6 protein-coding genes are annotated in these 9,081 nt (G+C 63.5%); 3 read left to right on the top strand and 3 right to left on the bottom strand.

Translation table 11 applies throughout. The features are described from left to right. The first annotated feature begins 225 nt into the window (after nt 1-225). From SPHV1_RS16995 to SPHV1_RS16985, 3 genes are all read left to right on the top strand, one after another. Entirely contained in the window at nt 226-1,449 is a 1,224-nt protein-coding gene (locus SPHV1_RS16995; RefSeq protein WP_054947219.1) for an NADP-dependent isocitrate dehydrogenase, read from the top strand. Nucleotides 1,450-1,595: 146 nt separating this feature from the next. Then, nucleotides 1,596-2,666, top strand: a complete 1,071-nt coding sequence (locus SPHV1_RS16990; protein WP_054947218.1) for a PA0069 family radical SAM protein — start codon at nt 1,596-1,598, stop codon at nt 2,664-2,666. A gap of 112 nt (nt 2,667-2,778) precedes the next feature. Continuing rightward, on the top strand, nt 2,779-3,060 hold the full coding sequence (locus SPHV1_RS16985; protein WP_054947217.1) for a hypothetical protein: 282 nt from the start codon (nt 2,779-2,781) through the stop codon (nt 3,058-3,060). A gap of 39 nt (nt 3,061-3,099) precedes the next feature. Here SPHV1_RS16985 and SPHV1_RS16980 read toward each other — a convergent pair whose 3' ends face one another. From SPHV1_RS16980 to SPHV1_RS16970, 3 genes are all read right to left on the bottom strand, one after another. Continuing rightward, nucleotides 3,100-4,698, bottom strand: a complete 1,599-nt coding sequence (locus tag SPHV1_RS16980) for a long-chain fatty acid--CoA ligase (RefSeq protein ID WP_054947216.1) — start codon at nt 4,696-4,698, stop codon at nt 3,100-3,102. Between the two features lie 100 nt (nt 4,699-4,798). Beyond that, complete coding sequence (gene dnaE, locus SPHV1_RS16975; RefSeq protein WP_054947215.1) at nt 4,799-8,404, bottom strand: DNA polymerase III subunit alpha; 3,606 nt, start codon at nt 8,402-8,404, stop codon at nt 4,799-4,801. 152 nt (nt 8,405-8,556) lie between these two features. Further along, nucleotides 8,557-9,069 carry a glutathione peroxidase gene (locus SPHV1_RS16970; RefSeq protein WP_369817935.1) on the bottom strand — a complete coding sequence of 171 codons (513 nt, stop codon included), beginning with the start codon at nt 9,067-9,069 and terminating at the stop codon, nt 8,557-8,559. Nucleotides 9,070-9,081 lie beyond the last annotated feature (12 nt).

Below are 9,081 nucleotides of genomic sequence, written 5' to 3'. Positions count from 1 at the left end.
CACGCGGGGGGGGGGGGGGGGGGGTTTTCTGCTTTGGGGAACCGGCTTCATGACTGGCCGGAATTTGCCGGAGCGCACTGCCCGGCGCATCGACAAGTCTCCTGACGATCCGATCATCGCCTTTGCGCAGGCAAACTGGCGCCAAAATGCCGTTCCTTGCCTTGCTAAGCGTTCACCCTCTCCTTAAGAGACGCCCAAATTCCATCCCTAGGGGAGCTTTCAAGCATGGCAAAAATCAAGGTAGCAAATCCCATCGTAGAGATGGACGGCGATGAAATGACCCGGATCATCTGGGAATGGATCCGTGAACGTCTGATTCTCCCCTACCTCGACATCGACCTCAAGTACTACGACCTCTCGGTCACCAAGCGCGACGAGACCGACGACCAGATCACCGTCGACGCCGCCAATGCCACCAAGCAATATGGCGTTGCCGTGAAGTGCGCGACGATCACCCCCGACGAAGCCCGCGTCGAGGAATTCAGCCTCAAGAAGATGTGGAAGTCGCCCAACGGCACGATCCGCAACATCCTTGGCGGCGTTGTCTTCCGCGAGCCCATCGTGATCTCGAACGTTCCCCGCCTGGTTCCCGGCTGGACCGATCCCATCGTCGTCGGCCGTCACGCTTTCGGCGACCAGTACCGCGCCACCGACACCCTGATCCCGGGCCCCGGCAAGCTGCGCCTCGTCTGGGACGGTGAGAACGGCGACAAGATCGACCTCGACGTGTTCGACTTCCCGGCTCCGGGCGTCGCCATGGCGATGTACAACCTCGACGAATCGATCCGCGACTTCGCCCGCGCTTCGTTCAACTACGGCCTCGGCCTGAAGTGGCCGGTCTACCTGTCGACCAAGAACACGATCATGAAGGCCTACGACGGCCGCTTCAAGGATCTGTTCCAGGAAGTGTTCGACACCGAGGGCTTCGCCGAGAAGTTCAAGGAAGCCGGCATCACCTATGAGCACCGCCTGATCGACGACATGGTCGCCTCGGCGCTCAAGTGGTCGGGCAAGTTCGTCTGGGCCTGCAAGAACTACGACGGCGACGTGCAGTCGGACACCGTTGCACAGGGCTTCGGCTCGCTCGGCCTGATGACCTCGGTTCTGATGGCACCCGACGGCAAGACCGTCGAAGCGGAAGCCGCCCACGGCACCGTTACCCGTCACTACCGCCAGCACCAGCAGGGCAAGTCGACCTCGACCAACCCGATCGCCTCGATCTTCGCCTGGACGCGTGGTCTCATGTACCGCGGCAAGTTCGACAACACGCCGGAAGTCGTGAAGTTCGCCCAGACCCTCGAGCGCGTCTGCATCGAGACCGTCGAAAGCGGCGCGATGACCAAGGACCTCGCGCTGCTGATCGGCCCGGACCAGAGCTGGATGACCACCGAGCAGTTCTTCGAAGCCATCGTCGAGAACCTCGAGAAGGAAATGGCCGCCTGGGCCTGACCTTCACGGTCCTGAAATTCGCCCGGTTCCGGCTGGCGCGACAGGATGAGCCCTCCCCCTCGCGGGGAGGGCTTTTTCTTTGCCCTGCCGACACCCGGTGCATGGTGCAGCATTGACTTTTGTTCCTGTTATGTTCACATCGTGCCATGCAACCTCCGAAGGGAAGAGGCGCAGCCAGCAGGGCCCCGAGCTCTCGCTTCAACTTGCCCGGACGGGAAGCCGACGGGGACTGGCTGGACAGCGTCGCCGACATCGATGGCCCTCCCCGCAACCCGATCACGACCGTGACCGAGGAGCATCCCCGCACGATCGTGTCGTTCAACAAGTCGCCGGACATTCCCTTCGATCGCTCGATCAATGCCTATCGTGGCTGCGAGCACGGTTGCATCTACTGCTTCGCACGGCCCAGCCACGCCTTTCACGACCTTTCGCCCGGTCTCGATTTCGAAACCAAGCTCTTCGCCAAGCCCGATGCGGCAAGGCTGCTGCGCGCCACGCTGGCCAAGCCCGGCTATCGGCCGGCACCGATCGCGATGGGTACCAACACCGATCCCTACCAGCCGATCGAAGCGCAGTACCGGATCACGCGTGAGATCCTGGAGGTCTGCCTCGAGACGCGCCACCCGGTGACGATCACCACGAAGTCCGACCGGGTCCTGCGCGATCTCGACATCCTGCGCGCGATGGCACGATTCAATCTGGTCGGCGTGGGCATTTCCGTGACCAGCCTCGATGCCCAACTCTCCCGCCTGCTCGAACCGAGGGCGGCGACCCCGGCCAGACGAATCGCAGCACTGGGAAAGCTTGTCGAGGCCGGCATTCCCGCCCATGTCTCGATCGCACCGGTCATTCCGGCGATCACCGACCAGTACCTTGAGGCGATCCTTGAAGCCGCAGCCGGGCAAGGCGTGCGCGGTGCCATGTGGATCATGGTCCGCCTGCCGCACGAGGTCGCGCCGCTGTTTCGCGAATGGCTGGACGCCCACTTCCCCGACCGGGCCGCCAAGGTAATGGCAACGATTCGCGACATGCGCGGCGGCAAGGACAACGACCCGCGCTTCTTCCAGCGCATGCGCCCCAGCGGCGTTTGGGCGGACCTGTTCCGCAATCGCTTCCGGCTTGCGGCCAGACGCCACGGCTTCGGCCCACCCGACGTGCATCTGGACTGCTCGGACTTCAAGGCGCCCCATGCAAGCGGGCAGTTGTCATTCCTGTAAACACGGCTCGTCTCTGAAAATACTCACCTCAGCGAAGGCAATGACACTTTTGAAACAACTCGAGGGGTGGCGGGTTCTTCGGTGCAGATAGGGAATTCAAAAGGAGGTCTTTATGGCCGAAGAATACACCACCACCGAAACCACCCGTGAATCGACGCAGGCCCCGCACACCACCGTAATTCACGAAAAGAGTTCTTCGAGCGGGACCGGAATCATCATGGCGGTCATTGTTCTTGTTGCAGTTATTGGCGGCATTTACCTGTTCAGCCAGACCTCGACCAGCGAAGCGGCGAAGGACAATGCCATTGCCAATGCAGCGAACAGCGTGGGCAATGCGGCCGAGCAGGTCGGCGATGCCGCCGAAAACGCTGCCGGTAACGTCGCCAATCGGTAATCCGAGCGAAGGCGGCTGCCCGGACGGTCGCCGCCTTCGTCATCGCGGTAGCGTGTAGTCCTTGAACTGGACGCGAAGGTCCTTCTTGCTGATCTTCCCGGTGCCGGTATGCGGAAGGGAGCTCACCAGTTCCACCGCATCGGGCAGCCACCAGCTGGCCACCTTGTCGCGCAGGAATTCGCGCACATCTTCACCGCACACATTGCTGCCGCCACGCGGCACGACAATCAGGATGGGCCGTTCGTCCCACTTGGGATGGGCAACTCCGATGGCCGCCGCTTCAACGACATCCGGGTGCCCCACTGCTGCATTTTCCAGCTCGACCGAGCTGATCCATTCCCCGCCCGACTTGATGACATCCTTGGTACGGTCGGTCAGCCTGACCGAGCCGTCCGGCAGGATCGTCGCCACGTCCCCGGTATCGAACCAGCCCTGTTCATCCGAGGCATCTTCCTCCGTCTTGAAGTAGCGCCTGATCGTCCAGTGCCCGCGCACCTGCAGCGCGCCGGAGGTCGTGCCATCGTGCGGAAGCAGCGTTTCGTGGTCGTCCAGCGAAACGATGCGAACCTCGCTGCCGTAGACGACCCTGCCCTGCAGGCATTTGCGATCGACCTGCTCGTCGAACGACAGCGCGTCCCAATCGGCCCCTTCGTAGGAGACCGTTGCGATCGGCGAAGTCTCGGTCATGCCCCAGGCATGGCCCACCCGCACGCCGCTGCGCATCAGCCGTTCCACCACGCTGCGCGGAAACGCCGCGCCGCCTGAAATGGCATATGCGATCGGGGGCATGTCCTTGCCCGTCTCGTCGAGGTGCTGAAGAAAGGCGAACCAGACCGTCGGCACGCCCGCGACATGCGAGACCTGTTCCTTCTCGATCAACGCGCAAAGGGCCGAAGGATCGTTGACCTGGCTGTAGACCAGCTTCGCTCCCGTCGCCGCACAGCCCCACGGCATGCCCCAGTTGTTGGCATGGAACATCGGCACGATCGGCAGCACACAGGATCGCGGCTCCAGCGCCAGGCATGACGTCCCGATCATCGCCAGCGTATGCAGCATGTTCGAACGGTGCGAGTAGAGCACGCCCTTCGGGTGCCCGGTCGTGCCGCTGGTGTAGCACAGCATGCACGGGTCGCGCTCATCCCCGCTCGTCCACTGGGCCTCGCCGTCTTCGGCGCCGATCCAGTTGTCGAAGGCCGGTGCATGCTCGAGCGAATCGAAGCAGATGTAGTGCTCGATTCCCGGACACAGCGGGCGCAGGCGATCGACTATGGGCTGGAATGCCGCATCATAGATGAGCACCCGGTCTTCGGCATGGTTTATGATGAAACCGAGCTGGTCGTCGAAAAGGCGCGGATTGATCGTGTGCAGCACGCAACCGGCCCCGGGCGCGCCGTACCAGGTCACAAGATGGCGCGAATGGTTCATCGCCAGCGTCGCAACACGGTCCTGCGGCTGCAAGCCGAGGCGCCGCAGGGCCTGCACCATCTTCAGCGCATCGCGCCGAACTTCCCGCCAGTTGGTGCGGGACTGCGTTCCATCGGCCCAGTGCGTTACGATCTCGCGGTCGCCATGCTCCCGCGCGGCATGGTCGATCAGACCCGTGACCCGCAGTTCCCAATCCTGCATCGCACCCAGCATCGGCTCTCCTCTCTCCGGCTGTGCATTTGCGCACTTATGCCTTGAGACAGGAGGGTAATCGTCGGCGCGACACTAGGCCATAGGAAACCGATACTTGCGATCAGGCCGCGCGGCGCAACCCTTCCGGGCCGCGGCGAGCGGTGAGTGAAATGTTGGAAAGACCCTCGATCGTCGCGAGTTGCTCGGCAAATTCGCCGTCGAGCGCGAAGTCGCGGCCCAGCCGGACCTTCTGCTCACGCCCGTTGCCGAGCTTGAGGTTGGCGATGACCTCGCCCCCTCCCGGCGTTCCCGGACGCATCAGCAGCGCCAGTTCCTGCACCGCTTCCACCCGGTCGATATCGAGCCTGAGCAGCATGCGCGCATCGGCCTTTACCTCGGCCAACGGTCGCGCCCCGCGCACGGTCACGCGGGGCGGCTCGTCCGGGCTCGGGCTGTCGAGTTCGACGTTGAGCAGGACGCAGGTGCCTTCCTTGGCCCACTTCACGAAGTTCTCGACGAGGCTTTCCTCGAAACAGGAGGCGGAAAAGTTGCCCGACTGGTCCGAGAAATCGGCCATGACGAAGTCCTTGCCCTTGCGGGTCTTGCGCTTCTGCACGTTCTCCACGAGGGCGGCCATGACCGCCCCGGAACGCCCACCGCCACCAGATCCGCCCGCGGTCAGGCTGGCGTGGGTGCGCGCACCATTGGCCGAAGCCACGGCGCGGAACTGCTCGACCGGGTGCGCCGCGAAGTAGAAGCCGAAGTTCTCGCGCTCCTTGGCCATCTGGTCCAACCGGCTCCAGGGCTCGGCATCGACAAGGCGCAGTCCCGGCTCGGCATGATCGTCGCCGCCGAACAACCCGGCCTGCCCGCTCGAACGGCTGCGCGAGGCTTCATCGGCAACAGCCAGCAGCAAGTCGGCATTGGCCAGCACCTTGGCGCGGTTCGGCTCGAGACTGTCGAGCGCACCGGCCGCGCCCAGGCTTTCAAGCTGGCGCCGGTTCATCGATCCGGCCGGAGCGCGCTTGAACAGGTCGTGCAGACTGGTGAACTTGCCGTTGGCCTCACGTTCGGCGACGATCGCGTCCATCGCCTTTTCGCCGACATTGCGGATGCCCGCGAGCGCATAGCGTACCGCGTGGCTGTCGTGGGTTTCTTCGACGATGAATTCCGCTTCCGACATGTTGATGTCGGGTGCGGCCAGTTCGATGCCGTTGCGCCGCGCGTCGTCGACGAAGATCGCCAGCTTTTCGGACTGGTGCATGTCGAAACACATCGCCGCCGCATAGAATTCGTGCGGGTAATGCGCCTTCAGCCAAGCCGTGTGATAGGCAAGCAGCGCGTAGGCGGCGGCGTGCGACTTGTTGAAGCCGTAGCCTGCGAACTTGTCGATCAAGTCGAACAGTTCGTTGGCCTTGGGCTCGTCGATGTCGGAGAGCTCCTTGCAGCCGGCCACGAAACGCGCACGCTGCTTGTCCATCTCCTCCTTCTTCTTCTTGCCCATCGCACGGCGAAGCAAGTCTGCGTCGCCGAGCGAGTAGCCGGCCAGGATCTGCGCGGCCTGCATGACCTGTTCCTGGTAGACGAAGATGCCGTAAGTCTCGGCAAGGATACCCTCGAGCTTCTCGTGCGGAAACTCGATCTGCTCCAGCCCGTTCTTGCGCCGGCCGAAGAGCGGGATGTTGTCCATCGGGCCCGGGCGATACAGCGAGACGAGCGCGATGATGTCGCCGAAGTTCGTCGGCTTCACTGCCGCCAGGGTACGGCGCATGCCTTCCGATTCCAGCTGGAAAACGCCGACCGTATCGCCGCGTTTGAGCAATTCGTAGACGGCCGGATCATCCCAGCCGAGCGTCGACAGATCGATTTTGATTCCGCGCCGTTCCAGCAGGTCGCAGGCCTTGCGCAGCACCGACAGCGTCTTGAGGCCGAGGAAGTCGAACTTGACCAGCCCGGTATCCTCGACGGACTTCATGTCGAACTGGGTGACCGGCATGTCCGAACGCGGATCGCGGTAAAGCGGGACCAGCTTTTCCAGCGGACGGTCGCCGATGACGACGCCCGCCGCGTGGGTCGAGGAGTTGCGCGGCAGGCCCTCGAGCTGGACGGCCAGGTCGACCATGCGGCGCACTTCGGAATCGGTGTCGTATTCACGGCGGAATTCGGCGACCGGCGGATCCTTGGTAACGCCGTGTTCCTTGCGACCGTTGAGCGCTTCGGTGAGGTTCCACGGATCGGTGGGATGGTTGGGGACCATCTTGCAAAGCGAATCGACGCGGCCATAGCCCATCTGCAGGATGCGCCCGCAGTCGCGCAGCACGGCGCGGGCCTTCATCTTGCCGAAAGTGATGATCTGCGCGACGTGGTCATGGCCGTACTTGCGCTGGACGTAGCGGATCACTTCGCCGCGCCGGGTTTCGCAGAAGTCGATGTCGAAGTCAGGCATCGAGACGCGTTCCGGGTTGAGGAAGCGTTCGAACAGCAGGCCCAGCCTGAGCGGGTCGAGGTCGGTGATGGTCAGCGCCCAGGCGACCAGCGAGCCGGCACCCGAACCACGGCCCGGGCCAACCGGAATGCCATTGTCCTTGGCCCACTTGATGAAGTCGGCAACGATCAGGAAGTAGCCGGGAAAGCCCATGCCGATGATGATCTGCGTCTCGAAATCGAGACGGTCGGCATAGTCGAGGAAATCCTCGGTCACGCCCTTTTCGCGCAAGGCTTCGTAAGCCGCCTTGCGCTCATCGCCCTTGTAGGCCAGCGCCTCGTCCAGTTCACCCTCGGTAACGTCGGGCCAGTAGGGCAGCAGGCGCCGGGCAAGGCCGCGCCGGGCATCGTCCACCAGCATCCGCGCCTCGCCCTCACGATCGCCGGCAAGGCTGGGCAGCAGCGGCTTGCGGCGCGGCGGCGCGAAGGCACAACGCTGGGCAACGACGAGCGTGTTGGCGATGGCCTCGGGCAGGTCCGCGAAAAGCTCCTGCATGACCTCGACCGGCTTGACCCAGCGTTCGGACGAAGAGCGCGGCCGGTCCGGCGCATCGACCTGCGTGGAGTTGGCGATGCACAACATGCCATCGTGCGCGGAGTGGAAGCTTGCCTCGGAATATTGCGCCGGGTTCGATCCGACCAGCGGGATGTCACGCTCATAGGCAAGCGCGATCAGGTCTTCTTCGGAGGCGTCCTCCTCGGGTTCACCGGTACGCGTGATCTCGATGTAGAGACGGTCGCCGAACAGGCCCTGCAGGGTATCGCAATAGCGCTCCGCCTGCTCGGGTCGGTCGTCGGCATAGAGCCGCGCCAGCGCGCCCTCATTGCCGCCGGTCAGGCAGATCAGGCCATCGGTATGGCCGCGCAGCGATTCCAGCTCGACATGGGGATCGAGTTCGAGCGGGCGGTCGAGGTGGGCACGGCTGACGAGGCGGCACAGGTTGAGCCAGCCGTCGTCGTTCTGGGCGAACAGGGCCAGCCAGTCGATCGGGAGGTCCTGCCCCTGCGCAACCGCACCGGGTCGGGCGACGGCAAGGAACGTGCCGACAACGGGCTGCACGCCTGCGTCCATGCAGGCACCGGCGAAAGTCGGCGCACCGTAAAGGCCATTGCGGTCGCAGATGGCGATGGCGGGAAACTTGCGTTCCTTGGCCAGCTTGGCGATCGCCTTGGGGTCGATCGAGCCGTCCAGCATCGTGAAGCTTGAGAAGATGCGAAGCGGGACGAAAGGCGAGAACGACATAATGGGAATTTAGGCATCGCGCGCCCGCGCGATCAAGGCCGCGCTGGGGACAAAGCGGGGGATAGCGCGCATTGCCGAAACGGGAATTTGCCAGAGCGGGAATTGCGAACGCTTGCCCGGCCTCCGCGCAATCGCGGAACGCGCCTGCCGGATCAGAGCAGCGCCTCGATGTCCTTTTCGAGGCTTTCCGGCTTGTCGGTCGGACTGAACCGTCGCACGACCTTGCCATCCCGGTCGATCAGGAACTTGGTGAAGTTCCATTTGATCTTCTTCGTGCCCAGCACACCGGGTGCTCCTGCCTTGAGCCAGTCGAACAACGGGTCCGCTCCCGGGCCGTTGACCTCGATCTTGCCCATGAGCGGGAACGAAAGGCCGAAATTCACTTCGCAGAATTCGGCGATTTCGTCGGCAGAGCCCGGCTCCTGCCCACCGAACTGGTTGCAGGGAAAGGCGATCACTTCGAAGCCGCGGTCGCCGTACTTGCGCCAGAGCGCTTCGAGCCCCCTGTACTGCGGGGTGAAGCCACACTTGCTCGCCGTGTTGACCACCAGCAGGACCTTGCCCGCCTTGTCGGCAAGGCTGATCTTTTCGCCGTTGGGAAGTGTCGCATTGAAATCTGCGATAGTCTTCACGGTACCGGCCTCTTCATCGCTGATCAGTTTCAAGGAAGTGCTTTG

Origin of the sequence: Novosphingobium sp. KN65.2 (genome assembly GCF_001368935.1) — a bacterium.
Taxonomy (GTDB): Bacteria; Pseudomonadota; Alphaproteobacteria; order Sphingomonadales; family Sphingomonadaceae; genus Novosphingobium; species Novosphingobium mathurense.
Note: the sequence above shows the minus strand (reverse complement) of the source record. Positions and strands in the feature narration are given on the sequence as shown.